The 25225-nt window shown below is 62.1% G+C and carries 23 protein-coding genes; 16 read left to right on the top strand and 7 right to left on the bottom strand.

Translation table 11 applies throughout. The features are described from left to right. Window positions 1-12: 12 nt before the first annotated feature. Window positions 13-1326 (top strand): NAD-dependent dihydropyrimidine dehydrogenase subunit PreA, encoded by a 1314-nt coding sequence (gene preA, locus GR198_RS00795; RefSeq protein WP_003542260.1) that lies wholly within the window; start codon window positions 13-15, stop codon window positions 1324-1326. Window positions 1327-1401: 75 nt separating this feature from the next. Here preA and ftrA read toward each other — a convergent pair whose 3' ends face one another. Beyond that, window positions 1402-2403, bottom strand: coding sequence for a transcriptional regulator FtrA (gene ftrA, locus GR198_RS00790; RefSeq protein WP_164066993.1), 1002 nt, complete (start codon window positions 2401-2403; stop codon window positions 1402-1404). A 68-nt stretch (window positions 2404-2471) separates the two neighbouring features. On the opposite strand from ftrA, the gene GR198_RS00785 reads away from it, so the two are divergent. Beyond that, a complete protein-coding gene (locus GR198_RS00785; protein WP_029872408.1) occupies window positions 2472-2882 on the top strand; it encodes a rhodanese-like domain-containing protein in 411 nt (136 codons plus the stop codon). 58 nt (window positions 2883-2940) lie between these two features. On the opposite strand, the gene GR198_RS00780 is transcribed toward GR198_RS00785, so the two are convergent. Beyond that, the gene (locus GR198_RS00780) at window positions 2941-3963 is read right to left on the bottom strand and encodes a zinc-dependent alcohol dehydrogenase family protein (RefSeq protein WP_029872409.1); all 1023 of its coding nucleotides are present in this window, start codon (window positions 3961-3963) and stop codon (window positions 2941-2943) included. Window positions 3964-4064: 101 nt separating this feature from the next. On the opposite strand from GR198_RS00780, the gene GR198_RS00775 reads away from it, so the two are divergent. The 3 genes from GR198_RS00775 (at window position 4065) to GR198_RS00765 (ending at window position 8205) form a co-directional block, all read left to right on the top strand. Continuing rightward, window positions 4065-4964, top strand: coding sequence for a LysR family transcriptional regulator (locus tag GR198_RS00775; RefSeq protein WP_164066991.1), 900 nt, complete (start codon window positions 4065-4067; stop codon window positions 4962-4964). 140 nt (window positions 4965-5104) lie between these two features. After that, window positions 5105-5641: a biliverdin-producing heme oxygenase gene (locus GR198_RS00770; RefSeq protein WP_164066989.1), complete on the top strand. Its 537-nt coding sequence runs from the start codon at window positions 5105-5107 to the stop codon at window positions 5639-5641. Then, window positions 5638-8205: an HWE histidine kinase domain-containing protein gene (locus tag GR198_RS00765; RefSeq protein WP_164066987.1), complete on the top strand. Its 2568-nt coding sequence runs from the start codon at window positions 5638-5640 to the stop codon at window positions 8203-8205. Before GR198_RS00770 ends, GR198_RS00765 begins: the two co-directional genes overlap by 4 nt. 4 nt (window positions 8206-8209) lie before the next feature. Here GR198_RS00765 and GR198_RS00760 read toward each other — a convergent pair whose 3' ends face one another. Continuing rightward, complete coding sequence (locus GR198_RS00760) at window positions 8210-8860, bottom strand: TetR family transcriptional regulator C-terminal domain-containing protein (protein WP_029872411.1); 651 nt, start codon at window positions 8858-8860, stop codon at window positions 8210-8212. A 16-nt stretch (window positions 8861-8876) separates the two neighbouring features. Here GR198_RS00760 and GR198_RS00755 point away from each other — a divergent pair, with 16 nt between their 5' ends. Genes GR198_RS00755 through hydA form a run of 4 tightly spaced genes read left to right on the top strand, consistent with a single transcriptional unit; the run spans window position 8877 to window position 12510 of the window. Next, complete coding sequence (locus GR198_RS00755; RefSeq protein ID WP_164066985.1) at window positions 8877-9134, top strand: hypothetical protein; 258 nt, start codon at window positions 8877-8879, stop codon at window positions 9132-9134. Window positions 9135-9162: 28 nt separating this feature from the next. After that, the gene (locus GR198_RS00750; protein WP_029872412.1) at window positions 9163-10416 is read left to right on the top strand and encodes a Zn-dependent hydrolase; all 1254 of its coding nucleotides are present in this window, start codon (window positions 9163-9165) and stop codon (window positions 10414-10416) included. After that, window positions 10416-11021 carry a hypothetical protein gene (locus GR198_RS00745; RefSeq protein WP_164066983.1) on the top strand — a complete coding sequence of 202 codons (606 nt, stop codon included), beginning with the start codon at window positions 10416-10418 and terminating at the stop codon, window positions 11019-11021. Before GR198_RS00750 ends, GR198_RS00745 begins: the two co-directional genes overlap by 1 nt. 34 nt (window positions 11022-11055) lie before the next feature. Next, window positions 11056-12510: a dihydropyrimidinase gene (hydA, locus tag GR198_RS00740; RefSeq protein ID WP_164066981.1), complete on the top strand. Its 1455-nt coding sequence runs from the start codon at window positions 11056-11058 to the stop codon at window positions 12508-12510. 58 nt (window positions 12511-12568) lie between these two features. Here the strand turns inward: hydA and GR198_RS00735 are convergent, their stop codons facing one another. Further along, on the bottom strand, window positions 12569-12982 hold the full coding sequence (locus tag GR198_RS00735; protein WP_003542280.1) for a cupin domain-containing protein: 414 nt from the start codon (window positions 12980-12982) through the stop codon (window positions 12569-12571). A gap of 94 nt (window positions 12983-13076) precedes the next feature. Here GR198_RS00735 and GR198_RS00730 point away from each other — a divergent pair, with 94 nt between their 5' ends. From GR198_RS00730 to GR198_RS00700, 7 genes are all read left to right on the top strand, one after another. Further along, window positions 13077-13853: an ABC transporter ATP-binding protein gene (locus tag GR198_RS00730; protein WP_164066979.1), complete on the top strand. Its 777-nt coding sequence runs from the start codon at window positions 13077-13079 to the stop codon at window positions 13851-13853. Between the two features lie 241 nt (window positions 13854-14094). Further along, window positions 14095-15024, top strand: a complete 930-nt coding sequence (locus tag GR198_RS00725) for an ABC transporter permease (protein ID WP_130684414.1) — start codon at window positions 14095-14097, stop codon at window positions 15022-15024. Beyond that, complete coding sequence (locus GR198_RS00720; protein ID WP_164066977.1) at window positions 15021-16148, top strand: ABC transporter permease; 1128 nt, start codon at window positions 15021-15023, stop codon at window positions 16146-16148. Before GR198_RS00725 ends, GR198_RS00720 begins: the two co-directional genes overlap by 4 nt. A 59-nt stretch (window positions 16149-16207) precedes the next feature. Beyond that, a complete protein-coding gene (locus GR198_RS00715) occupies window positions 16208-17179 on the top strand; it encodes an ABC transporter substrate-binding protein (RefSeq protein WP_003542286.1) in 972 nt (323 codons plus the stop codon). A gap of 506 nt (window positions 17180-17685) precedes the next feature. Further along, window positions 17686-18876, top strand: a complete 1191-nt coding sequence (locus GR198_RS00710; protein WP_164066975.1) for an efflux RND transporter periplasmic adaptor subunit — start codon at window positions 17686-17688, stop codon at window positions 18874-18876. A 12-nt stretch (window positions 18877-18888) separates the two neighbouring features. Beyond that, window positions 18889-22215, top strand: a complete 3327-nt coding sequence (locus GR198_RS00705; protein ID WP_164066974.1) for an efflux RND transporter permease subunit — start codon at window positions 18889-18891, stop codon at window positions 22213-22215. A gap of 166 nt (window positions 22216-22381) precedes the next feature. After that, window positions 22382-23107, top strand: coding sequence for a Crp/Fnr family transcriptional regulator (locus GR198_RS00700; RefSeq protein ID WP_164066973.1), 726 nt, complete (start codon window positions 22382-22384; stop codon window positions 23105-23107). Here GR198_RS00700 and ureG read toward each other — a convergent pair. The 3 genes from ureG to ureE form a co-directional block, all read right to left on the bottom strand. After that, a complete protein-coding gene (ureG, locus tag GR198_RS00695; protein WP_164066972.1) occupies window positions 23085-23696 on the bottom strand; it encodes an urease accessory protein UreG in 612 nt (203 codons plus the stop codon). The two genes, GR198_RS00700 and ureG, sit on opposite strands and share 23 nt — an antisense overlap. Window positions 23697-23886: 190 nt before the next feature. Continuing rightward, entirely contained in the window at window positions 23887-24558 is a 672-nt protein-coding gene (locus tag GR198_RS00690; protein WP_164066971.1) for an urease accessory protein UreF, read from the bottom strand. Window positions 24559-24564: 6 nt separating this feature from the next. Next, entirely contained in the window at window positions 24565-25155 is a 591-nt protein-coding gene (gene ureE / locus GR198_RS00685) for an urease accessory protein UreE (RefSeq protein ID WP_164066970.1), read from the bottom strand. Between the last annotated feature and the right edge of the window lie 70 nt (window positions 25156-25225).

Here is a 25225-nt window from a genome sequence, read left to right as displayed (position 1 = left end):
GGAGAATGAACAATGGCTGATCTCCGTAATAATTTCGTCGGCATCAAGTCCCCCAACCCGTTCTGGCTGGCGTCTGCGCCGCCGACCGACAAGGCCTACAATGTCGAGCGCGCCTTCAAGGCCGGCTGGGGCGGCGTGGTCTGGAAGACGCTGGGCGAGGAAGGCCCGCCCGTCGTCAACGTCAACGGCCCGCGCTACGGCGCGATCTGGGGCGCCGACCGCCGCCTGCTCGGTCTGAACAATATCGAGCTCATCACCGACCGCGACCTCTATACCAACCTGCGGGAAATGAAGCAGGTGAAGATGAACTGGCCGGACCGGGCACTGATCGCTTCGATCATGGTTCCCTGCGAGGAAGAGGCCTGGAAGGCGATCCTGCCGTTGGTGGAAGAAACCGGCGCCGACGGCATCGAGCTCAACTTCGGCTGTCCGCACGGCATGTCCGAGCGCGGCATGGGCTCGGCCGTCGGCCAGGTGCCTGAGTATATCGAGATGGTGGTGCGCTGGTGCAAGCAGTACACCCGCATGCCCGTCATCACCAAGCTGACGCCCAACATTAGCGATATCCGCCGCCCGGCCCGCGCCGCCAAGGCCGGCGGTACCGATGCCGTGTCGCTGATCAACACGATCAATTCGATCGTCTCCGTCGATCTCGATAACTTCGCCCCCAACCCGACGGTCGGCGGCAAGGGTAGCCATGGCGGTTATTGCGGCCCGGCGGTGAAGCCGATTGCGCTCAACATGGTGGCCGAGATCGCTCGTGATCCCGAAACTTACGGTCTGCCGATCTCGGGCATCGGCGGCATCACCACCTGGCGGGACGCTGCTGAATTCCTCGTTCTCGGCGCCGGCAACGTCCAGGTCTGCACGGCGGCGATGACCTACGGCTTCAAGATCGTCCAGGAGATGATCACGGGCCTTTCCGACTGGATGGACGAAAAGGGCCACCGTAGTCTCGACGACATTACCGGCCGCGCCGTGCCCAACGTCACCGACTGGCAATATCTGAACCTCAACTACATCGCCAAGGCGAAGATCGACCAGGACGCCTGCATCAAATGCGGCCGCTGCTACATCGCCTGCGAGGACACCTCGCATCAGGCGATCACCAACTTCGTCGACGGCGCTCGCCATTTCGAAGTGATGGACGAGGAATGCGTCGGCTGCAATCTCTGCGTCAGCGTCTGCCCGGTCGAGAACTGCATCACCATGGAGCAGCTTCCTGCCGGCACCCTCGACAAACGCACCGGCCGCGTCGTCGACCCGAACTATGCCAACTGGACCACACACCCGAACAACCCGATGGCCCGCCAGGCGGCAGAATAAGAATTCGCAACGCCGCGGAGAAGATCGATCCGCGGCGTTGCATTCTGCCGGCAACGTTCGAAGCGCCAAGTCAGCCTAATCACCGAATGACTTCCGATAGGCGCTCGGGCTCGTCCCGAGCCGCCTGCGGAAATGATGCCGCATCGTCGCCAGTGTTCCAAAGCCGCTGGCGGCGGCGATGTCGTCGAGCGAAACAGCAAGTTCCTTTTCCAGCAGATCGCGGGCATGCCGCAGCCGCACCTTCAACAGCCATTCGCCGACGCTGAGGCCCGTCGTCGCTTCGAAGCGCCGCTGGAAGGTGCGCATGCTCATGCCCGCTCTTTTGGCAAGCAGGCTGATCGGCTGGTCGTCGGAAAGGCTTTCGCGCATCCATTCGATCAGCGGCCCCAAGCGGATGCCCTCGCGTTCCTCGGGAACCGGCGCGTGAATGAACTGCGCCTGTCCGCCTTCGCGGTGCGGCGGAACGACGAGGCGGCGGGCGACGCTGTTTGCGGCCTCCGAACCGAAATCGCCGCGCACCACATGCAGGCAGAGATCGATACCGGCGGCACTGCCTGCCGCTGTCAGCAGGCTGCCTTCGTCCATGTAGAGAACGTCGGCATCGAGTGCGATATCGGGATAACGCGCGGCGATCGAGGCGACATAGCGCCAATGTGTCGTCGCCCTGCGGTTGGCAAGCAGCCCCGATCCGGCAAGAACCGCAACACCCGAGCAAAGCGACATGATCCGTGCGCCGCGTTCATGCGCTGCCTTGAGCGCTGAAACCAGCGACTCGGGAACGGCGGCATCGATCGACCGCCAACCCGGCACGACGATCAGGTCCGCTTCGTCAAGCAGCTCCAGTCCCTCGTCGACTGCGACCGTCAGCCCTCCCGCAGCGCGAAGCGGACCCGGTTCGATGCCGCAGACCGAGAAGCGATACCAGCCTTCGCCCATCTCCGGGCGTGGCAGGCCGAAGACCTCGTAGGCGATTCCGAATTCGAAGGTGCAGAGCCCGTCATAGGCAAGTGCTGCGACCAGCGGTCCTTTGGTCTGCTGCGGCGATGAATTTGGCATGATCTTTACGCTGTCGGTCATGATGGCCAATTTCGCAAAGCTCTAGCATCGGCGATACCAGGCGGCAACTTCAGAAAAAGGAAAAACCGATGCCAAGCCCCGTTTCCCAAATACCTGCTGCAGCTCCGGATGCCGCTGTCGCTCACTTTGCCGCCAAGCTCGCTTTCGAAACCGATTGCTCGGACGTGCATGCCACCTTTGCGGCCGCGAAAGTCGATTTCGTTCTCCTCGACGTGCGCTCGCCGCAGCTCTTCGCAGAGTCCCACATTCCCGGAGCGATCAACCTGCCGCACGGCAAGATGACGGCGCACCGCATGTCGACATGGGCAAGCGATGCACTCTTCGTCGTCTATTGCGCCGGCCCGCACTGCAACGGCGCCGACAAGGCTGCCTTCCGCCTCGCCAATCTCGGCCTCCAGGCCAAGCTGATGATCGGCGGCATGACCGGCTGGGCCGATGAAGGCTTCACCTTCGAACAGGGCGTTCCCGCTGCCGCCTGATGGCCTCCCTTCTCTTCCCGACAATTATTGCAGCGAGGAGAAGGGAAATTCGCCGCCGTCAGAACTCGACGACCACCTTGCCGAAAGGCCCGCGATAGAGATGATCGAGCGCCTCAGGGAATTCGTCGAAGGCATAACGCTTGTCGACCACAGGCTTCAGCCCGGTCTGGTCGATTGCCCGCACCAGATCTTCAAGCGCGCGGCGATGGCCGACGGAAATGCCCTGCACGACAGGCGCCTTGAGCAGCAGCGGGCCGGCCGGGCCGGAAACCTCGAACCCCTCGAACACGCCGATGACGGAAATGCGGCCATTGATCGCCACCGCCTTCAGCGCCTGGCCGAGATGCGGGCCGCCGACGATCTCGAGCACGTGATCGGCGCCATAGCCGCCGGTCAACTGATAGAGTTGCTCAACCCAGTCGCCCTCATGTCGGTTGATCGCGTGATCGGCGCCGAGAGCAATGGCGCGTTCGAGCTTCTCGGCGCTGCCTGATGTGATGAAGACCTCCGCGCCATGCGCCTTGGCGATCTGCAGACCGAGGAGCGCAACACCGCCGGTGCCTTGCACCAGCACCTTGTCGCCGGCCTTCAGGCCGCCGCGTTCGATCAGTGCGAACCAGGCAGTCAGCCCGGCGCAGGGCAAGGTGCTCGCCTGCGCCGCATCGAGCGTATCAGGCGCGCGTGAATACCATTCCTCGGAAAGCACAGTGTATTGGGAGAGGACACCGGGATAGAAGCCGCCGCGTGTCTTGTAAGGTGGCGTGCGCGCATCGCCCAAGCCGCGTCCGTCGATCCAGTCGGGCGAAAACGTCGAGATGACTCGATCTCCCGGCTTGAAACGGCTGACATCGGGTCCGACTGCCTCCACGACACCCGCCATATCGGAAGCCGGCACGAAGGGAAATTGCAGCGGCAACCCCATGCCGCTCTCCATCACCAACCGATCGCGGAAATTGAGCGAGACGGCTTCCGTCCGCACCAGAACCCTGTTTCCCGAAACCGGTTCGAGCTTCCGCTCGCCGATCGTCAGCTGGCGCTCCGGCCCAACCGCGTCGATCTGCCATTGCCGTGTTGTCTGCATTGTCTTGCTCCTTGTCCATTGCAGGGAGCGCAAACATATCGTTGAATATTTCGCACCAGTTGCGATATTAATTCAACAGAATGGTTCCAAAGAGGAAACAAATGGAACAGCTGAAGGGTATCTCGATCTTTGTCGAAGCCGTCGAGGCAGGTGGTTTTTCGGCTGCCGCCGAGCGGCTCCATCTCACGCGTTCGGCGGTCGGCAAGACGATCGCACGTCTGGAACAGCGTCTCGGCGTGCGCCTCTTCAACCGTACGACACGCATGCAGAGCCTCACCGAGGAAGGCCGCTTCTTCTACGAGCGCTGCCTGCGGGCGGTCGAGGAAATCCGCCTCGGGGAAGCCATGCTGGAATCCGGCCGACGGGATGTGCGCGGCCGCCTGCGCATCTCGATGCCCGTGCTTTTCGGCCGCCATTGCATCGCGCCGACCCTCGCACGCCTGCTCGATGAACATCCGAACCTCGAACTCGACCTTTCCTTCAACGACCGTATCGTCGACCTGCTCGAAGACGGCTTCGATCTTGTCATTCGCAACGGACCGTTGAAGGACAATCCGGATCTGATGGCCCGGGCGATCGCCCGGCAGCGAATGACCGTCTGCGCATCGCCCGCCTATCTGGAAATACATGGCGCGCCGCAGACAGTCTTCGATATTCCCCAGCATGAAGGCATCGTCTACAGGCGGGGCGATGACGACAAGGGTTGGATATTTCCGACCGCAGCCGATCCCGGGCGGCGGTTGGCGCCAAAGGCGCGCCTGCGGCTCGACGACCTCGCATCGATTTCCGATGCGGCCGTCGCTGGGCGCGGTCTTGCCTGGCTCCCCTGCTGGCTGGTTCGCGAGGAGGTGCTGGCAGGCCGGCTCATTCAGGTATTGAAGCAGGAACCGGCCAATGTCTTCGATGCCCATGCCGTTTGGCTGCGCTCTCCGGTCATGCTACCGAAGGTGCGGCTCGCGATCGATACGCTCGCCGCCGGACTGCCGGCAATGATGGGCTGAAGCGCTTGCAGCGCGTCTGCGAGCGACGAGAAACCCATGTTATTCTTCGGCTTTCTCTAGAAATAACGCGATACCGCAGTATATCCGCTCATTCACCGTCCGTTGTGGGCGGCCGCCATATCACTCGGAAAAACGTCAGCATGTCACTTCGCAGCGCCCTCCGCGCACAAACTGCAGATTGCCACGCCGCGGTCGACACCCTCTTCGGCAGTTTCAACCTCTCACGCACCCAGGATTACAAGGCTTTCTTGCGCGCGCATGCGCGGGTCGTACCATCAGTCGAACATGCGCTTGAGAATGGAGGAATCGGCCGTCTGCTGCCGGACTGGCCGGACCGAAGGCGCGCGCATCTATTGGCTGCCGACATAAGGGAACTCGATGATCGATTGCCGGTACTGCTTCCGCAACCGGTATTGCGCAGCGAAGCAGCGGTCTGGGGCGCAGCCTATGTCCTTGAAGGCTCCAAGCTCGGCGGAGCGTTGCTCGCCAAGGCGGTGCCCGACCACTTGCCCAGCAGCTACCTGAGCCCGCAAGGCCCAAAGGGCGCCATGCGGCTTTTCATGGATCGTCTTGACGCGAGCACGGTGGACGACCCCAGCCTTGCCGCCGCCGCAGCCCGCGATGTCTTCGAGCTCTTCCTCAAAGCGGGGCAAGTCGAACTGGAAGCGGTCCCATGAGCGGCACGCACGAACCCGTCGATCTCACCAACTGCGACCGTGAGCCGATCCACCAGCTCGGCTCGGTCCAGCCCTTCGGCTTTCTCATGGCGGTATCCTCAGACTGGATCGTCATGCGCGCCTCCGCAAATCTGGCGGAGTTTCTCGGAGTGACACAGGCCGACGCGCTCGGCCGTCCCGTTATCTCTGTGATCACACCCGAAGCACTCCACGCAATCCGCAACAAGCTTACCACGCTGCGTGGTTCCGACGTCGTCGAGCGCATTTTCGGCATCGCCCTGATGCCCGATCAAAACAGGTTCGACCTTGCCGTGCACCTGAACGGAGGTGAGGTCATCATCGAAGGCGAGCGCTGCCAGGAAGACAGGCACGACGCCGCGTCGCTCTCCATGCGCAGCATGATGTCGCGCCTCGACCACACGGAAACACTGGAAGCATTCTTCCGCGAAGGTGCAAGACAAGCGCGCGCGCTCACCGGTTTCGATCGGGTCATGGTCTATCGTTTCGACGCAGGCGGTTCTGGCGAAGTGGTGGCGGAAGCCGCCCGGGCCGGCATCGGCTCATTCCTCGGGCTGCACTATCCGGCTTCCGACATTCCGGTACAGGCGCGCGCGCTTTATCTGCGCAACCTGTTCCGCATCATTGCCGATGTCGACGCCGTCCCGGTCCCGATCCTGCCGCAGCTCGACGAGCACGGCCGGCCGCTCGATCTCTCCATGTCGGTATTGCGTTCGGTCTCGCCGATCCACATCGAATATTTGAAAAACATGGGCGTTGGCGCTTCGCTCTCCATATCGATCGTTGTGGATGGCAGGCTCTGGGGCCTGTTTGCCTGCCATCACTATGGCTCGCGTCTGCCTTCGGCCCAAAGCCGCTCCACTGCCGAACTCTTCGGCCAGATGTTTGCGTCCCGCCTTGAAAGCCGCGAACGGCGACTGGCTCTCGACTACGAGACCAAGGCGCGCCGCATTGCCGACCGGCTTCTCACCTCCGTCGCAGACAATGCGAGCCTGCTCGACGATCCGGCCTGGCTGATCGAGGCGCTCGCCGACGCCATTCCTGCCGACGGGATCGGCGTCTGGATCAACGGCCGCCTGGCCCTTGCCGGCATCGGGCCGAATGAGCGAGGCTTCGCGGCCCTCGTCCGCCACCTCAACCGCAACGCCGCCGGCCGCATCTATGCCGTGGACAGGCTCGCGGAAGCCTATCCGGATCTTGAGGTCGACGATGCTGTGGCAGGCATGCTCGCCATCCCGATCTCGCGTTCGCCGCGCGATTATGTCGTGCTTTTCCGTCAGGAATTGGTGCGCACCGTCCGCTGGGGCGGCGACCCGCACAAGCCGGTGGAATACGGCCCGAACGGCCCGCGGCTAACGCCGCGCAAGAGTTTCGAGGCCTGGTCGGAACTGGTGCGTGGTCGCTCCCTCCCCTTCACGGAGGCCGAGCACCGTGTCGCCGAAACGATCCGCGTCACACTGATTGAGGTGGTATTGCGCCTCACCGACGAGGTCAGCATGGCGCGCCAGACGGCAAACGAGCGCCAGGAACTGCTGATTGCCGAGCTGAACCACCGCGTCCGCAACATATTGAGCCTCATCACCGGCATCATCCGGCAGTCGCAGGCAACGTCGGTCGGCCTTGGCGACTACATCCGCCAGCTCGAGGGCCGCATCCAGTCGCTCGCCCGCGCCCATGACCAGATCACCCGCGATCACTGGGCGCCCGCTTCGCTTCGGCAATTGCTGCTGGCAGAGACCGCCGCCTATCTCGGGAAAAACGCGCAACGCATCCAGATGAGCGGCGAGGACATGCTGCTGGAACCGCAGGCCTTTTCCACCGCCGCCCTGGTTTTCCATGAGCTGATGACCAACAGCGCCAAATACGGCAGCCTTTCCGGCACCGGCAGCGGCACGGTCCAACTTGGCTGGCACCGCGACGACGAGGGCAATCTGCGCATTGGCTGGCGCGAAAAGGATGGTCCGCCCGTCCTCGAACCCAAACGCCATGGCTTCGGTTCGACCATCATCCGCCGCTCGATCCCCTATGACCTCGGCGGCAAGGCGGAGGTCCGCTACCTCAGGGATGGGCTCGAGGCCGATTTCTGTATTCCGGCGCGATATGTCGTCGGCCCGACCAGCGAACGGTCAAATCCGGTTCCGATCGGAGCAACCGAACCCAAGACCAATCCCGACGATCAACCGCTTTCCGGCCTGAACGTGCTGCTGGTGGAAAACAATCTGATCATCGCCATGGATGGGGAGGACATCCTGCGCCGCCTGGGCGCCGACGTGGCTACGGCACCAAGTGTCACTGAGGCGATGGAAATTCTGGCAGGCCAGTCCTTCGATCTGGCGCTTCTCGATGTCAATCTTGGCGATGAGACGAGTTTCGGAATTGCCGACCGGCTGGCAGCCGACGGCGTGCCCTTCGTTTTTGCCACGGGCTATGGGGAGGGCATCGCCCAGGCGAACAGCCACTCGGACGCGCCTGTGCTACAGAAGCCTTATACGATGGAAGGCATGACGGATATTCTTGCCCGGGTGCCGCTTCCAAGAAGAGGGTAAACCCTCACGCCTCAAGGGGATCCGGTCGCAGGCCGCCGATGAAGAGCTGTTCCAGAAACCGCGCCGCATCCTCGAAGCGCCCTTCGCCCGAATGTTCCTGCCCCAGCACGGCACGCACCTGGACGTCGAAGTCCGCGTAATGCTGCGTCGTCGACCAGATGGAGAAGATCAGGTGATAGGGATCGCATTTGACGATCTTGCCTGATTTCGCCCAGGCGCGGATGACCTCCGCCTTCTCGTCGACCAGTTCCTTCAGCGGTCCCTTCAGCTCGTCCTCGATATGCGGCGCGCCCTGCAGCACCTCATTGGCGAAGAGCCGGCTCTCGCGCGGAAAATCGCGGGCCATCTCCAGCTTGCGGCGGATGTAGCTGCGGATTTCCGCCTCCGGATTGCCTTCGGCGTTAAAGGCCCGCAGCGGCTCCAGCCAAGTGTAGAGCACCCGGTCGATCAGCGCCCGGTGCATCGCTTCCTTGGTGCGGAAATAATAGAGCAGGTTGGGTTTCGACATGCCGGCCACTTCGGCGATCTGGTCGATGGTCGAGCCGCGGAAGCCGCTTGCCGAAAACACGTCGAGGGCCGCTTCCAGGATCTGCTCTTCCTTCTCCTCCTGGATTCGCGTCCGCCTCAGGGTTTTCGCTGCTCTCGGTATGGTCACAGGCTGTTATTTCCCCTTGAAATTCAACTTCTTCGCTCAAGTTTTTCTGGAAGCGATCCCCCGCCGCCTTCTTGAGCAACCGCCCGTATTTTTATCGGCAATTTTCGTGATTTTCGTCTTGAGCCCGGCGGTGGAAGTTGTAATGTTTACCAATCGGTCAAATTATCCGCCAGATGCAAAACAAAGGCAACTGGCGATTTTCCGGCGCTCGACAAAACCAATAAGGGGGCGCAGGAAAGGACCACGGGAACCGGCGGGCATGCCCTTTGCATGACTGCCGCAAACAGGTGAGGGCATACGAAATGGTGGCAGCACCAGGCGAGAACATGCGCGTCAATGGCGACCGCCTCTGGGACAGTCTCATGGAGATGGCGAAGATCGGCCCCGGCATAGCCGGCGGCAACAACCGCCAGACGCTGACGGACGCCGATGCGCAGGGCCGCAGCCTTTTCAAAAAATGGTGCGACGATGCCGGTTTGACCATGGGTGTCGACCGCATGGGCACGATGTTCGCCACCCGCCCCGGCGCCGATCCCGATGCTCTGCCCGTCTATGTCGGCTCGCATCTCGACACCCAGCCGACCGGCGGTAAATATGACGGTGTGCTCGGCGTGCTTGCGGCTCTCGAAGTCGTGCGCACGATGAACGATCTCGGCATCAAGACCAAACATCCGATCGTCGTGACCAACTGGACCAACGAAGAAGGGGCGCGTTTTGCTCCTGCCATGCTGGCGTCAGGCGTCTTCGCCGGCGTGCACAGCCTGGACTTTGCCTATAACCGCAGGGACCCCGAGGGCAATCTGTTCGGCGACGAACTGAAGCGCATCGGCTGGGTCGGCGACGAAGAAGTCGGCGCCCGCAAGATGCACGCCTATTTCGAATATCACATCGAGCAGGGACCGATCCTCGAAGCCGAGGAAAAGCAGATCGGCGTCGTCACCCATTGCCAGGGTCTCTGGTGGCTGGAATTCACGCTAACCGGCAAGGAAGCCCATACCGGTTCGACGCCGATGAACCTGCGCGTCAATGCCGGCCTCGCCATGGCCCGCATCCTGGAGATGGTCCAGGGCGTGGCGATGGGCGAACAGCCGGGCGCCGTCGGCGGCGTCGGCCAGGTGTTTTTCTCGCCAAATTCCCGCAACGTCCTGCCGGGCAAGGTGGTCTTCACCGTCGACATCCGCTCGCCCGACAAGGAGAAGCTCGACCGCATGCGGGCAAAGATCGAGGCGAAAGCGCCTGAGATCACCGATGCACTCGGCGTCGGCTGTTCCATCGAGGCGATCGGCCACTTCGAGCCGATCACCTTCGATCCGAAACTGGTCACCTCGGTGCGCGACGCCGCCGAGCGGCTCGGCTACAGCCACATGAACATCATCTCCGGCGCCGGCCACGACGCCTGCTGGGCCGCCAAGGTCGCACCGGCAACGATGGTCATGTGCCCCTGCGTCGGCGGGCTCTCGCATAACGAGGCGGAAGAGATTTCCAAGGAATGGGCGATGGCGGGAGCCGATGTGCTGTTCCATGCGGTGGTCGAGACGGCGGAGATTGTCGTGTGATGGCGGCCGACTTGCCAGCGACTTATCTCGATTATCCTGATATCTTTAAGTTCGAAACTCAGCCAACTGCCGACGACCTCGCGTGGGCCACCCGCAATGTGACGCCAGTGAACGAAGGTCCGTGGGACGACGTCCCTGGCGTGCAGATCTTCTACATTGGCATCAACACGGCAGGCGAGCGGATCAAGCTTCCGCAAATATCGAGCTTTTGGCGATATAAACCTTCTGGTGTTCAGCTGGCCAAGTCAGATGACCGCGACCCAGATGCGCTCCACCAAACCTACTATATCTATGGGCCTGGGCCCGGTGTCGTTCGCATCGAACTTGGCCCTTCCATGCCTGGCATACTGATCAAACGTCCCAAGGACAGCCAACCCGTACAGTCAACCGGGCTGATCGACGGCAAGGATTTTTACTTTCGCGAATGCGATGGCATTTGGTCCTTGTCGGTGGGTGGCATTGACGTCCTTGAGCAGCCCGACTGGTATTACGAAGAGAAGCACGACAAGCCGAATGAGTTGAGTGAGGAGGCTGTCTACAGCCTTATCGCCAAGGGTGCGGCGCTCTTTAGAAACGGCACGCCCACGATGGCAGTGGAGCGGTAAGACAATAAGATCGCAGGGAAAAGGAACAGCAGCCATGACCACAGTCATCAAGAACGGCACCATCGTCACCGCCGACCTGACCTATAAGGCTGACGTGAAAATCGACGGCGGCAAGATCGTCGAGATTGGTCCGAACCTCTCGGGCGACGAGACGCTGGATGCGACCGGCTGTTATGTCATGCCCGGCGGCATCGATCCGCACACCCACCTCGAAATGCCCTTCATGGGCACCTATTCCTCCGACGATTTCGAGAGCGGCACGCGCGCCGCCCTTTCCGGCGGCACGACGATGGTAGTCGATTTCGCCCTGCCCGCCCCCGGCCAGTCGCTGCTCGAGGCGCTGACCATGTGGGACAACAAATCGACCCGCGCCAACTGCGATTATTCCTTTCATATGGCAGTCACCTGGTGGAGCGAGCAGGTCTTCAAGGAGATGGAGGCCATCGTCCGCGACAAGGGCATCAACACCTTCAAGCACTTCATGGCCTATAAGGGCGCGCTGATGGTCGACGATGACGAGATGTTCGCCTCGTTCCAGCGCTGCGCCGAACTCGGCGCCCTGCCGCTGGTGCACGCCGAAAACGGCGATGTCGTCGCCTCGATGTCGGCAAAGTTGCTCGCCGAGGGCAATAATGGCCCCGAGGCGCATGCTTATTCCCGCCCGGCCGAGGTGGAAGGCGAAGCGACTAACCGCGCCATCATGATCGCCGACATGGCCGGCTGCCCGGTCTATATCGTCCACACCTCCTGCGAACAGGCACACGAGGCGATCCGCCGCGCCCGCGCCAAAGGCATGCGCGTCTACGGCGAACCGCTGATCCAGCACCTGACGCTCGACGAGAGCGAATATTCCAACCCCGACTGGGATCATGCCGCCCGCCGGGTGATGTCGCCGCCCTTCCGCAACAAGCAGCATCAGGACTCACTCTGGGCGGGGCTTGCCTCCGGCTCGCTGCAGGTCGTCGCCACCGACCATTGCGCCTTCACCACGGCGCAGAAGCGCTTCGGGCTCAGCGATTTCACCAAGATCCCGAACGGCACCGGCGGCCTCGAAGACCGCATGCCGATGCTTTGGACCCATGGCGTCAACACCGGGCGGCTGACGATGAACGAATTCGTCGCCGTCACCTCGGCCAACATCGCCAAGATCCTCAACATCTATCCGAAGAAAGGCGCGATCCTTGTTGGCGCCGACGCCGACATCGTCGTCTGGGACCCGCAACGTTCCAAGACCATCTCGTCCAAGGCCCAGCAATCGGCGATCGACTACAACGTCTTCGAAGGCAAGGAAGTGACCGGCCTGCCGCGCTATACGCTGACGCGCGGCGTTGTCGCGATCGAGGAAAACACCATCAAGACCCGCGAGGGCCACGGCGAATTTGTCAGGCGCGAGCCGGTCACGGCTGTCAGCAAGGCGCTTTCCCAGTGGAAGGACATCACTGCGCCGCGCAAGGTGACGCGGAGCGGCATTCCGGCAAGCGGCGTATGACGATGGCGCATGACGATACGGCCATCAACCGGGGACCGCTGCCTCTATGCCAATGACCTCACGCCGGCACCAAAGCGTCCAACTCCGGCAGAAGCACGACGCTTTCCTGCTCGTTCGGATCGGTGCGGGCGATGATCGCCGTGCACGGCGTGCTGCTAAGGTTCGCCGGCAGGTGCGGCACGCCGGCCGGGATATAGAAAAGTTCACCGGCATGGACGATGACGTGATGCTCGAGCCGGTCTCCGTACCAGGTATGGGCTTCGCCGGAGAGCATGTAGATCGCCGTCTCGTGCGCCTCGTGCAGATGCGCCTTGGCCCGTACGCCCGGCGGGATCGTCAGGAGGTGCATGCAGATGCCCTTGGCGCCAACCGTCTCGGCCGCGACCCCTTGGAAATAGCTGAGCCCCTGCTTGCCGTCATAGGCATGATTGGGGCGAACGATGTGGCAGGTGGGCTTTGATGTCACGTCCATCCTCATCCTCCATGGAGTGTATCGTCGATAAAACCGGCGGTAATGATAGCACGCAAACCGCGCTCCCGCGGCGAAAACAAGACTGGTCGCATTGATGCAAGCACCTTCCGTCGTATCCGCCAAGGATCTCTGTCTCACCTACCAGGCGAATGACGGCCCGGTGAGTGCACTGAGCAATGTCAATCTCGATGTCCGCAAGGGCGATTTCGTCTCTTTCATTGGCCCGTCGGGCTGCGGCAAGACCACTTTCCTGCGTGTCATCGCCGATCTCGAGAAGAGCACGTCTGGCGAGATCTCGATCAACGGCATGACACCGGAAGAGGCTCGCAAGGCCCGCGCCTACGGCTATGTCTTCCAGGCGCCGGCGCTCTATCCCTGGCGCACCATCGAAAACAACATCGCCCTGCCCTTGGAGATCATGGGCTATTCCGGCGCCGAGCGGACGCGGCGCATCGCCGAAGCGCTCGATCTGGTCAGTCTTTCGGGCTTCGAGAAGAAATTCCCCTGGCAGCTTTCCGGCGGCATGCAGCAGCGCGCCTCGATCGCCCGTGCGCTCGCCTTCGACGCCGACCTGCTGCTGATGGATGAGCCCTTCGGCGCCCTGGACGAGATCGTCCGCGACCATCTGAACGAAGAGCTGCTGAAACTCTGGACCCGCACCAACAAGACGATCTGCTTCGTCACCCATTCCATCCCCGAGGCAGTCTACCTCTCGACCAAGATCGTGGTGATGTCTCCCCGCCCGGGCCGCGTGACCGATGTGATCGACTCGACCCTGCCGGCCGAACGCCCGCTCGACATCCGCGAAACCCCCGAGTTCCTGGAAATCGCCCATCGCGTCCGCGAAGGGCTGAGGACGCGGCACGCATGAGGAGCGGGAGCGTGCGCCCTGGGGTCACCCCCCTCTGCCCTGCCGGGCATCTCCCCCACAAGGGGGGAGATCGATATGCTGCACCGGCTTCCCCAAACAAGGATCGCCGTTCCGTTCGCTATAGAGCCAACGGGGACCGACGCGCTATCCTCCTGCCGATCTCCCCCCTTGTGGGGGAGATGCCCGGCAGGGCAGAGGGGGGTGGCTGCGCGTTCGACGCCAACAAATGGGGGCAGTCGCTGTGAAACCCGACACATTCAAGGACAAGATCGTCCCCGTCACCACAATCCTGCTGGCCCTCGTCGTCATCTGGTATGTCGCCGCCATCCTGATGAACGCGCCGTTCCAGCGCGACATGGACGGCCGCGCCGGCGCCACACCTACGACCCTCGAATTCATCGGCAAGACGCTGGCGCAGCCGAAGCCGATCCTGCCGGCGCCGCATCAGGTGGCGCAGAACGTCTACGAGAACACCTTTCTGCGCAGCCTTTCGAGCAACCGCAGCCTCGTCTATCACAGCTGGGTAACGCTCTCCTCCACCCTGCTCGGCTTCGGCTTCGGCATGCTGCTCGGCATCCTTCTCGCCGTGCTGATCGTCCACAACCGCGCCATGGACCGCTCGCTGATGCCCTGGCTGGTGGCGAGCCAGACCATACCAATCCTCGCCATCGCACCGATGATCGTCATCATCTCCTATAACGTGCTGACCGGCGACAATGCCGTTGCGCATCTGTTGAACCTCGATTCCGACGCTTCCCGTCTCGTCTCGAAGGCGCTGATCTCCACCTACCTCTCCTTTTTTCCGGTCGCCGTCGGCATGGTGAAGGGGTTGCGTTCGCCTGAGATCATGCATCTCGACCTGATGCGCACCTATTATGCCAGCCCGATGCAGACTTTCTGGAAGCTGCGCGTTCCAGCCTCGATCCCTTTCCTCTTCACCTCGATGAAGGTCGCGATCGCCGCTAGCCTCGTCGGCGCCATCGTCGGCGAGTTGCCGACGGGTGCCGTCGCCGGCATCGGCTCGAAGCTGCTCGCCGGCTCCTATTACAGCCAGACTATCGATATCTGGGCCGCCCTCGTCGCCGGATCGCTGCTGGCGGGCATCCTGGTTGCGATTGTCGGCGTTGCGGCGAAGATCGTCGACCGCGCCATGGGCGGGAGGCCGGCATGAGACATCTGACCTTCTCCTGGCAAGGCGTGGTCGCCCTCCTCCTCTGCGTCGGGGCGCTGACGGCCCTGCCGCTCCTGGCCGAGAGCGCGGCGCGCGCCCTCACCGACGGCACGGCAAGCCTCATTTTCACCATCGTCATCGCGGCTTCCCTGCTGTCATTCGCACCGCAGCCGCCGGCCTATCGGGCCACCGTGCTGTTTATCGGCGCGCATGGCGCCGCCTGGATGCTGCTTTCGGCTCTTTCCGGCAACGAGGGCACGGCGACGCGGGCTTTCTTCCTGCTGCTCTTTGCCTGCTGGCTGCTTGCCTGGCGATGCGTCAGCGAACTGTCGAAACTGCAGCCCGTCACGACTTTCGGCAAGTCGGTACTCCAGCTCCTGATCCCGGCGATCTTCGGCGCCTGGATCCTCATTCTCTGGGAAGGCGTGACGCGCGGCGCTGGCGTCCCCTTCATCCTGCTGCCGCCGCCGAGCGCCATCGGCGCGCGGTTCATGGCGTCGCTGCCCATCCTCGGCGCGGACGTCAGGCAGACGATCTTCAAGGCTGTGCTGATCGGTTATATCGTCGGCTGCCTCAGTGGCTTCGTCGTCGCGGTGCTCGCCGACCGCATCGCCTTCCTGCGCCGCGGCCTTCTGCCGATCGGCAACATGGTCTCGGCCTTGCCGATCATCGGCGTCGCCCCTGTCATGGTCATGTGGTTCGGCTTCGACTGGCCGTCGAAGGCCGCCGTCGTCATCATCATGACCTTCTTCCCGATGCTGGTGAATACCGTCGCCGGCCTTGCCGCCTCCGGCAGCATGGAGCGCGACCTGATGCGCACCTATGCCTCCGGCTATTGGCAGACGCTGCTGAAACTCAGGCTCCCGGCGGCAATGCCCTTCATTTTCAACGCACTGAAGATCAACTCGACGCTGGCGCTGATTGGTGCCATCGTTGCGGAATTCTTCGGGACGCCGATCGTCGGCATGGGCTTCCGTATCTCCACCGAGATCGGCCGCATGAATGTCGACATGGTCTGGGCGGAAATCGCCGTCGCGGCGCTGGCCGGCTCGATCTTCTATGGCATCATCGCCCTGACCGAACGGGCGGTGACGTTCTGGCATCCGTCTATCCGTGGTGGCTAGGCGCGCGCGGGCTCCAGAAACGGGGTCCGGGCATAACTTCAGAGGGTAAGGATAAGAAAATGAGAAAGTTGATGGTTGCAATGATGGCGAGCGCGATGTCGCTTGCATCGGCCCATGCGATGGCCGCCGACAAGGTGGTGCTGCAGCTGAAATGGGTCACGCAGAGCCAGTTCGGCGGTTATTACGTCGCCAAGGACAAGGGCTTCTACAAGGAAGAAGGCCTCGACGTCGAGATCAAGCCGGGCGGCCCTGATATCGCCCCCGAGCAGGTGATCGCCGGCGGCGGCGCCGATGTCATCGTTGACTGGATGGGCGGCGCCCTGGTTGCCCGCGAAAAGGGCGTTCCGCTGGTCAACATCGCCCAGCCCTACCAGAAGGCGGGCCTGGAAATGGTCTGCCGCAAGGACGGCCCGATCAAGACCGAAGCCGACTTCAAGGGCCACACACTCGGCGTCTGGTTCTTCGGCAACGAGTATCCCTTCTTCGCCTGGATGAACAAGCTCGGCTTGTCGACCGAAGGCGGTCCGAACGGCGTCACCGTGCTGAAGCAGAGCTTCGACGTGCAGCCGCTCGTCCAGAAGCAGGCCGACTGCATTTCCGTCATGACCTATAACGAATACTGGCAGGCGATCGATGCCGGCTTCAAGCCGGAAGAACTGACGGTCTTCAACTACACGGAAATGGGCAACGACCTTCTTGAAGACGGCCTCTATGCGATGGAAGACAAGCTGAAAGACCCGGCCTTCAAGGAGAAGATGGTCAAGTTCGTCCGCGCATCGATGAAGGGCTGGAAATATGCCACCGAGAATCCCGACGAAGCCGCCGAGATCGTCATGGACAATGGCGGCCAGGACGACAACCATCAGAAGCGCATGATGGGTGAAGTCGCCAAGCTGGTCGGCGACAGCTCCGGCAAGCTGGACGAGGCGCTCTATGCCCGCACGGCAAAGGCGCTGCTCGACCAGAAGATCATCAGCAAGGAGCCGTCGGGCGCCTGGACGCACGACATTACCGACGCCGCTTCCAAGTAGTTTCGGCAAGATGCTAAGCGAAACGCGCGGGAGATTTCCCGCGCGTTTCGTCTTTTTCTAGAGCATGATGCCAAAAAGTGTCCGCGGTATTCGGACGACATTCTCTATCTATTTGATTTAGACGCTGATTCAGATTTCCGATCAGTCGGCCTTAAATCATCTGCATCCAGCAACCGAAAAAAAATGCCTTGCAACTGTCGCATTTATCGGGCGTCAAACGTCTTAGGGATGAGCGTGATCAATCTTCGTAATGTTGACATAACCTTGCGGTGATTGATTGACGTCGGAATGGTAATTAATATCGCCTAATGGGGAATTGTTTTCTGCCGGACTTGTAGATCGAGCAAATCGATACCACCTACAAGCCGAATTTGCCGGCGAGGGATGAAGACGGCAAAGGATCGGCGGATACCTCTGAGAATGCAGGAAGGGCAGTGGCCTGATCGCGCGCTGAGTGGCAGACGCTCGAGTTCGGCCAACCTTATCATAAGATTGGACGAAGACGCATGGCACGCAAGCCGATTGGAATACTAGGCGCCTCCACCCTTTTTGCGGCGGCTCTCGCCGCATCCGCCGCTTTTTCGCAGGAGACGCCGGTCGCAAAACCGCAGCAGAACCTGCCGGCGATCGTTGTCACCCAGGCGACGAACCGAACCCTCGTCGACCGCGTAATCGGCACGGGTACGCTCAAACCCGTCGAAGAAGTCTATATCCAACCGCAGGTCGAAGGCCTCTCCATCCGCACGCTGAAAGCCGATGTCGGCGACAAGGTGCAGGCGGAAAGCACGCTCGCCACGCTGAACGAGGACGCGCTGATCCTGGAGAAGAGCCAGATGCTGGCGACGAGAGCCAAGGGTGAGGCAAGCCTTGCCCAGTTGCGCGCTCAGCTCATCGAGGCGCAGGCCAACGCCGAACAGGCAAGGCAGCAGCAGGCCCGCGCCCAGGAAATGGGCAAGAAGGGTACGGTCTCCACCGCACAGGTCGAACAGGCCGATGCGACGGCCGCCGCAGCCAATGCCCGCGTATCTTCCGCCGAACAGGCGATCGAAGTTTCCGTAGCCGATCTCAAGGTCTTCGACAGCCAGATCGCCGATGCCGATCTGAAACTGGCACGCACCGATGTAAAGACGCCGGTCTCGGGCACGATCTCAGCGAAGAACGCCAAGGTCGGCGCCATTGCCGCCGGCAACGGCGATCCGCTGTTCACCATCATCCGCGACGGCGATATCGAGCTTGTCGCCGAGGTCGCCGAAAGCGATGTCGTCAGGATCATGGCCGGCCAAAAGGCAACGATTTCGCTTTCCGGCAGCCGTGACAAGCTCTCCGGTGCCGTACGCCTGGTTTCGCCCACCGTCGATCCGGTCACCCGCCTTGGCCTCGTCCATATCTCCATCGACGATGACAGCAAGGCGCGTTCCGGCATGTATGGCAGCGCCGAGATCATCGTGCGCGAGACTGAAGGCGTAGCGCTTCCCCTGACCGCCGTGCTGACCAGCAACGAGGGCTCCTCTGCTCGCAGGGTCGAGGATGGCGTGGTGAAATACGCCAAGGTCGAGACCGGCATCCAGGACGGTGCCTATGTCGAGATCGTCAATGGATTGAAGACCGGCGACGAGGTCGTGGCCAAGGCGGGCGCCTATGTCCGCGACGGTGACCGCATCACTCCGGTGCGTGAACAGCTCCCGGCTTCCAACTAAAGGGACCATCCGATGAATTTTTCAGCCTGGTCCATTCGAAACCCCATCGCACCGCTGCTGGCCTTCTGCCTGCTGGTGTTCATCGGCATGCAGTCCTTCAACTCGCTGCCGATCACCCGTTTTCCCAACATCGACGTACCGCTGGTTTCGATCAGCGTGACGCAGAGCGGCGCTTCGCCTGCCGAACTCGAAATGCAGGTGACGAAGGAGATCGAAGACGCAGTCGCCTCGATCACCGGCATCGACGAAATCCAGTCGACCGTGACCGATGGCAGTTCGCAGACCAACGTCATGTTCCGCATGGAAGTGCCGACCGAACAGGCCGTGCAGGACACCAAGGACGCGATCGACCGCATCCGCAGCGATCTGCCGGCAAACGTCGAAGAACCTATTGTCTCCAAGGTCGATGTCGAAGGCCAGGCGATCCAGACCTTCGCCGTTTCCTCGCCCGCCATGTCGCTGGAGGAACTTTCCTGGTTCGTTGACGACACGATCAAGCGTTCGCTGCAGGGCCAAGCCGGCATCGGCCGCGTCGACCGCTACGGCGGCGCCGAGCGCGAAGTGCGCATCGAACTCACGCCCGACAAGCTCAACGCCTATGGCATCACCGCCGCAAGCGTGAACGAGCAGCTGCGCGGCACCAACATCGACCTCGGCTCCGGCCGCGGCCAGGTGGCCGGCAGCGAACAGGCGATCCGTGTTCTCGGTGACGCCCGCAACGTCGCCGACCTCGCCAACACGACGATCGGCCTGCCGAACGGCCGCTTCGTCAAACTATCCGATCTCGGCGTCATCAAGGACACCTATGAGGAGCCGAAATCCTTCTCGCGCTTCAACGATACCCCAGTCGTTACCTTTGGCGTCTTCCGCTCCAAGGGCGCCAGCGAGGTCAGTGTCGCCGAAACCGTGGCGCAGAACCTCGACAAGGTTCGGACCGAAAACCCGAATGTGAAGATCGAACTGATCGACGATTCGGTTTATTTCACCTACGGCAACTACGAAGCCGCCATTCATACGCTGCTCGAAGGCGCGCTGCTCGCCGTCATCGTCGTCTTCCTGTTCCTGAGGAACTGGCGCGCGACGCTGATTTCCGCGATCGCCCTTCCGCTGTCCGCGATCCCGACCTTCTGGATCATGGACTTGATGGGCTTCTCGCTGAACCTCGTCAGCTTCCTCGCTTTGACGCTCGCGACGGGCATCCTCGTCGACGATGCGATCGTCGAAATCGAAAACATCGCCCGCCACATCAAGATGGGCAAGACCCCCTATCGAGCGGCGATCGAGGCGGCTGATGAAATCGGCCTCGCCGTCATCGCCACTACCTTCACGATCATCGCCGTCTTCGTGCCGGTTTCCTTCATGCCGGGCATTCCGGGCCAATACTTCATCCAGTTCGGCTTGACCGTCGCCTTCTCCGTCTTCTTCTCGCTGATGGTGGCGCGCCTCATCACACCGATGATGGCCGCCTATCTGATGCGCCCCGAAGACGCGATGGAAGACCATCACGACAATGACGGCCTGCTGATGAAGGGCTATACCCGTCTCATACGTGGCACGACCGGACGCTGGTACACGCGTTATGCGACGCTGATTGTCGCGTTCGGCTTCCTGGTCGGCTCTGTTATGTTGCTGATGCAGGTTCCCGGCAGCTTCCTGCCGCCGGAAGACGCTTCACGCATCGTTCTCTCCGTCGAACTGCCGCCCAATGCACGGCTTGACGACACCGAGCAGACGACGGATGCGATCTATGACAGGGTCAAGGACATCAACGGTGTCGATAGCGTCTTCGTTCTCGGCGGCGCATCACCGAAGGGCGAACTCGAACTGCGCCGCGCGACCATCACGCTCGCCCTCGACAAGCTCGACCAATCGCTGATCAAGAAGATGGTCAACGACGTGCTCGGCCATATCCCGGTCGTTGGCCCGATGCTGCCGAAGGTGGAAGTCCACGGGCGCGAACGTCCGCAATGGAATATCGAAAAGGAAGTCTTCGCCAAGCTGCGCGACATTCCCGACGTCCATATCCTGAAGCTTAACGACCGCGGCGAACGCGACCTCTCCTTCAACTTCCTCTCCAAGAACGAGAAGGACCTGAACGACGCCGTCGGCATTCTGGAATCCAAGCTCCGCGCCGATCCGCTGCTTGCCAATGTCAGCGCCGACGGCGCCCTGCCCCGTCCCGAACTGCAGGTTCATCCGCGCAAGGATGAGGCTGCCCGCCTCGGCATCACGCCGCAGCAGATCTCCGAGACGATCCGCGTCGCCACCATCGGCGATGTCGATGCAGCCCTTGCCAAGATCTCGCTCGACGATCGCCAGATCCCGATCCGTGTCCAGACTTCACTCGACATGCGCCGCGATCTCGCGGCCATCCGGGCGCTGAAGGTCCAGACGGCCAGCGGCGGCACCGTTCCGCTCGCAAGCGTCGCCAATATCGACTATTCGGAAGGCGTAAGCTCGATCAAGCGCAACAACCGCAACCGCGTCGTCTCGATCGGCTCCGACCTGCCGCAGGGCGTGGCGCTCGACACGGCTTCGGCCCGCTTCCGCGAGATCGTCAATGGGGCCAACATCCCGGCCACGGTGCACCTTGCCGAAAGCGGCGACACCAAGGTGCAGACGGAGATGCAGCAGAGCTTCGTCAACGCCATGCTGATGGGCCTGCTGCTGGTGCTGACGGTGCTGATCCTGCTCTTCAAGGACGTGATCCAGCCCTTCACCATCCTGTTCTCGCTGCCGCTCGCCATTGGCGGCGTCGCAGCCGGCCTGCTCGTCACCAATAATCCGCTGTCGATGCCTGTCATGATCGGCATCCTGATGCTGATGGGTGTCGTCACCAAGAACGCAATCCTGCTCGTCGATTTCGCGATCGAGATGCGCCACCAGGGCATGCCTCGCGTCGAGGCCATGGTCGAAGCCGGCCGCAAGCGCGCCCGTCCGATCATCATGACCTCGATCGCCATGTCGGCGGGCATGCTGCCTTCTGCGCTCGGCGTCGGCGAAGGTGGCTCGTTCCGCGCGCCGATGGCGATCGCGGTGATCGGCGGCATCATCGTCTCGACCGTGCTCTCGCTCGTCGTCGTGCCCTCCTTCTTCCTGATCATGGACGATCTGTCCCGCCTGCTCGGATGGGCTTTCGGCCGCCTGGTCGGCAGGAAGGACAACGAGGAGCTGCCGCTATCGCGCGAGGATCTCACCCGCGTCACCCGGGAGAACCGCGACGACATCGACTCGCTGGGGGAGCGCCTGACCGCGATCGAAAAGCCGGAAAGCAAACGCAAGACCGCCAACGGCAACGACACCAACGTGCTGCGACTACCGCCCTTCGCGGCGGAATAAGCAAAGCCGAGGAATTGAACGGGCCGGGAGCGATCTCCCGGCCCGTTTCGTTTTTTTCATTCATCTCTGACGGTTGACCAAAATCAATTCCGTCGCCGTCTCCTTCCCGTATTTTGTCCGGCAGCATAAGGAATTGAAAAGACCGGCCATATCAGGAGACCGGGAGATGAACAGAACGCTGACACTCAACGGCCATGAGGCCGCTGTACTTGCCAAGGCCGCCTTCATGGCCGGGCTCGACCACGACGAGGCCGAAGGCCTGCGCGCCTGCGCCACCGTTCTCCTCTGCGACCCGCACGACGTTCTCTTCGAGGAGGGCGACAAGGCGGCCTATTTCTATTGCGTGCTCAGCGGTTATATCAGGCTCTATCGTCATAACGGCGACGGCAGGCAGGCCGATATCCGCATCTGCGAACCCGGCGACAGTTTCGCCGAATGCCTGATCCATACCGCCGAAACCTATCGTTACGGCGCACAGGCGATGGATCATGCCGTGCTGGCATGCTTCCACATTCCCAAGGTTCGTCTGTTGCTCGAGGAACGACCGCGGATCGGCAAGGCGATCATGCGCAGCCTGTCACTGCATCTGATCTCGACGATGGAATGCCTGGCAAGCGACCGCATGCAGACGGCGCCGCAGCGCGTGGCGCACTATCTGCTGACCCATTGCGTTGAGAACGGTGCGACCGCTTCGCTGCGGCTGCCCTTTCCGAAAAATCTGCTCGCCCGCAAGCTCGGTCTCGCGCCGGAGGCGCTTTCGCGCGCCTTCTCGACGCTGAAGACGAAAGGTGTCACGGTGCGCGGCCGGGCGATCGCCATCAGCGACGTCAACCTGCTGCGGCAGGTCTGTCCGCCAAAATCATCCCGCTTTAGAGCCCGCCCTGCTCCCTGAGGAAGCTGACGATCGAGCTGACGCCGTCGCCGCGCTTCATGTCGGAGAAAACGAAGGGGCGGCTCGCACGCATGCGCGTTGCATCCCGGTCCATGACCTCGAGATCGGCGCCGACATAGGGCGCCAAATCCTTCTTGTTGATGACGAGCAGGTCCGATCGGGTGATACCGGGGCCTCCCTTGCGCGGGATTTCCTCGCCCTGGCAGACGGAGATGACATAGATGGTGATATCGGCAAGATCGTGCGAAAAGGTCGCTGCCAGATTGTCGCCGCCGGATTCGATGAAGACGACGTCGAGATCGGGGATCCGCTGGTTGAGGCCAGCGATCGCCTGCAAATTGATCGTCGCATCCTCGCGGATGGCGGTATGCGGGCAGCCACCCGTCTCGACGCCGACGATGCGGTCCGAAGTCAATGCCTGCATCCGCACCAGCGCCTCGGCATCCTCGGTCGTGTAGATATCGTTGGTGACGACGGCGACGGAATAATCGTCGCGCATCGCCTTGCAGAGCTTTTCGGTCAGCGCCGTCTTGCCCGAGCCGACCGGCCCGCCGATGCCGACACGCAAAGGTCCGTTTCTTGATTTCATGTGCCTTACTCCAATCGAACCCCGATGATAACGAAGCCGCCCGCCTGCGCCACCGTCAAATGACTTAGAGCGCTTGTTTTTCTTCGAATCACCGAAGCGCTCTATCTCTTTGTTTTCACGCAATTCCGGACGCAAAACCGCTGCGCACTTTTGCTGGAATTGCCCTCGCCGCCGCGATAATTTCGGACAATCACGAGCGGAACAGCCGCGTCGCCTGGGTCTCGTGGCGCAGGCTGGCAATATCGGCCTGCACCGTCGCCGAACCCAGATCGTTGAGCGTCGAGGCAGACGCCCTCCCGGCGACCTCCGCGATATGATCTTCGAGACCGGCAAGCACGGCAACGCCATCCCTCTGCCCGGCGACGCCGAGGCGGATGCCTGATGAAACCGCTTGTGAGGCATAGGCGTGCAGGAAGGCGGCGAGTGCCTTCTCGGGCTTTATGCCATGGGCGCCCGTTACCGCCCCGACCGCAATGGGATAAGCGACCTTGTCGGGCAGCCGCTCGAATACCCCGTCCGGCCAAGCCCGCGCCGCTGCGAGGAAAGCCTCACCGAGCAACATCGTTTCCTGATGCCGCTCGCGTGATCCGGCCAGCGCCTCGGCGAGTGCAGCGACTTCGGCAAGGCGTGCGGGTTCTGCCTGTTGCCTGTGGCTTTCGGCCAGAAGCACCGCATCGTTCCAGGCCGAACCATTCCCGACCAGCGTGCCGATCCAGGCCGCAAGCGAGGTCGCATCCGTAACGAGCCCGTCGGCCACCGCCCGCTCCAGCCCGCCCGAATAGGCAAAGCTGCCGATAGGAAAGGCCGGCGAGAGCCATGCCGTCAGGCGCAGCAATGCCTGCAGCTCGCGATCCCTGGTCATCAAGACTCAGTCGTGCTTGTGGTCATGATCATGACCGCGATCGTGGCGGTGCTCATGCTCATGCTCGTAGCCATGTTCGTGATCGTGGTCATGGCCGTGATCATGCCCGTGGTCATGCCCGTGGTCATGATTGTGATCGTGATCATGCCCATGCGAATGTCCGCCTTGGGAATGATAGGCGCCGCGCGCCGGCTGGAACGGCTCGTCGATCTCGAGGACAACGGCGCCGAGGCCCTGCAGCATGGTGCGGATGACATGGTCGCGCAGGATGACGATGCGGTCTTCCTCGATCTGCGCGGCAAGATGCCGGTTGCCGAGATGCCAGGCGAGCTCGACCAGATGGGTGCGGTCGCGACCGCGGATTTCGAAGAGTTTCTCGTCGGCGGCGAGGATCTCGATCAGTTCGCCGTCGTCGCGCACCAGCAGGTCGCCATTGGCGAAAAGCACCGGATCCTTGAGATCGAGCATGACCATCTCACCATTTTCCAGATGCAGCAGCTTGCGGCGCAGATGGCGCAGATCATGCGGCAGCTTGACCTGGGCGATTGGGTGGGAGGAAGGGGTTCCGGCGGGAAGATAGGAGGTGACGCGCTGCATGACATGTCCGTTTTTCTGAGAGGACGACCATGCAAAATAGCTCTTCCCGATGCAAGCACCAATGGCCTTT

The organism is Rhizobium leguminosarum (genome assembly GCF_010668065.1).
GTDB classification, from domain to species: domain Bacteria; phylum Pseudomonadota; class Alphaproteobacteria; order Rhizobiales; family Rhizobiaceae; genus Rhizobium; species Rhizobium leguminosarum_S.
Note: the sequence above shows the minus strand (reverse complement) of the source record. Positions and strands in the feature narration are given on the sequence as shown.

What these genes read in the sequence shown, in the direction of transcription:
- preA (WP_003542260.1), top strand. Translation starts at nt 13, where the DNA reads ATGGCTGATCTCCGTAATAATTTCGTCGGCATCAAGTCCCCCAACCCG.
- ftrA (WP_164066993.1), bottom strand. Translation starts at nt 2,403, where the DNA reads ATGACCGACAGCGTAAAGATCATGCCAAATTCATCGCCGCAGCAGACC.
- GR198_RS00785 (WP_029872408.1), top strand. Translation starts at nt 2,472, where the DNA reads ATGCCAAGCCCCGTTTCCCAAATACCTGCTGCAGCTCCGGATGCCGCT.
- GR198_RS00780 (WP_029872409.1), bottom strand. Translation starts at nt 3,963, where the DNA reads ATGCAGACAACACGGCAATGGCAGATCGACGCGGTTGGGCCGGAGCGC.
- GR198_RS00775 (WP_164066991.1), top strand. Translation starts at nt 4,065, where the DNA reads ATGGAACAGCTGAAGGGTATCTCGATCTTTGTCGAAGCCGTCGAGGCA.
- GR198_RS00770 (WP_164066989.1), top strand. Translation starts at nt 5,105, where the DNA reads ATGTCACTTCGCAGCGCCCTCCGCGCACAAACTGCAGATTGCCACGCC.
- GR198_RS00765 (WP_164066987.1), top strand. Translation starts at nt 5,638, where the DNA reads ATGAGCGGCACGCACGAACCCGTCGATCTCACCAACTGCGACCGTGAG.
- GR198_RS00750 (WP_029872412.1), top strand. Translation starts at nt 9,163, where the DNA reads ATGGTGGCAGCACCAGGCGAGAACATGCGCGTCAATGGCGACCGCCTC.
- GR198_RS00745 (WP_164066983.1), top strand. Translation starts at nt 10,416, where the DNA reads ATGGCGGCCGACTTGCCAGCGACTTATCTCGATTATCCTGATATCTTT.
- hydA (WP_164066981.1), top strand. Translation starts at nt 11,056, where the DNA reads ATGACCACAGTCATCAAGAACGGCACCATCGTCACCGCCGACCTGACC.
- GR198_RS00735 (WP_003542280.1), bottom strand. Translation starts at nt 12,982, where the DNA reads ATGGACGTGACATCAAAGCCCACCTGCCACATCGTTCGCCCCAATCAT.
- GR198_RS00730 (WP_164066979.1), top strand. Translation starts at nt 13,077, where the DNA reads ATGCAAGCACCTTCCGTCGTATCCGCCAAGGATCTCTGTCTCACCTAC.
- GR198_RS00720 (WP_164066977.1), top strand. Translation starts at nt 15,021, where the DNA reads ATGAGACATCTGACCTTCTCCTGGCAAGGCGTGGTCGCCCTCCTCCTC.
- GR198_RS00715 (WP_003542286.1), top strand. Translation starts at nt 16,208, where the DNA reads ATGAGAAAGTTGATGGTTGCAATGATGGCGAGCGCGATGTCGCTTGCA.
- GR198_RS00710 (WP_164066975.1), top strand. Translation starts at nt 17,686, where the DNA reads ATGGCACGCAAGCCGATTGGAATACTAGGCGCCTCCACCCTTTTTGCG.
- GR198_RS00705 (WP_164066974.1), top strand. Translation starts at nt 18,889, where the DNA reads ATGAATTTTTCAGCCTGGTCCATTCGAAACCCCATCGCACCGCTGCTG.
- GR198_RS00700 (WP_164066973.1), top strand. Translation starts at nt 22,382, where the DNA reads ATGAACAGAACGCTGACACTCAACGGCCATGAGGCCGCTGTACTTGCC.
- ureG (WP_164066972.1), bottom strand. Translation starts at nt 23,696, where the DNA reads ATGAAATCAAGAAACGGACCTTTGCGTGTCGGCATCGGCGGGCCGGTC.
- GR198_RS00690 (WP_164066971.1), bottom strand. Translation starts at nt 24,558, where the DNA reads ATGACCAGGGATCGCGAGCTGCAGGCATTGCTGCGCCTGACGGCATGG.
- ureE (WP_164066970.1), bottom strand. Translation starts at nt 25,155, where the DNA reads ATGCAGCGCGTCACCTCCTATCTTCCCGCCGGAACCCCTTCCTCCCAC.